Here is a 242-nt window from a genome sequence, read left to right as displayed (position 1 = left end):
CCCATACGCCCCATTGGTGAGGACATTGATTCTAAAATATCTTTATCAAAGTCTTTAAATACCAGTTGAATCTCGCTCACTACAGGACCTGGTGCTACTTGATTAACGCGAATACCGCGACTAAGTAGTTGTTGCGATAACGCGCGGGTGTAGCCAACGATAGCGCCTTTGGTTGCGGTGTACGGCACCAATACATCATTGCCAACGTATGCATTAACAGATGTCGTATTGATGATGCTATC

Annotated in this window: 1 protein-coding gene; it reads right to left on the bottom strand. The window is 45.0% G+C overall.

Going from position 1 to position 242, the window contains the following annotated elements:
• Positions 1-242 (bottom strand): SDR family NAD(P)-dependent oxidoreductase (locus B3V51_RS01455; RefSeq protein ID WP_286707843.1); only part of this gene is annotated, 242 nt, incomplete at both ends.

The organism is Psychrobacter sp. UBA2514, assembly GCF_002341255.1.
Lineage (GTDB): Bacteria > Pseudomonadota > Gammaproteobacteria > Pseudomonadales > Moraxellaceae > Psychrobacter > Psychrobacter pacificensis.
Note: the sequence above shows the minus strand (reverse complement) of the source record. Positions and strands in the feature narration are given on the sequence as shown.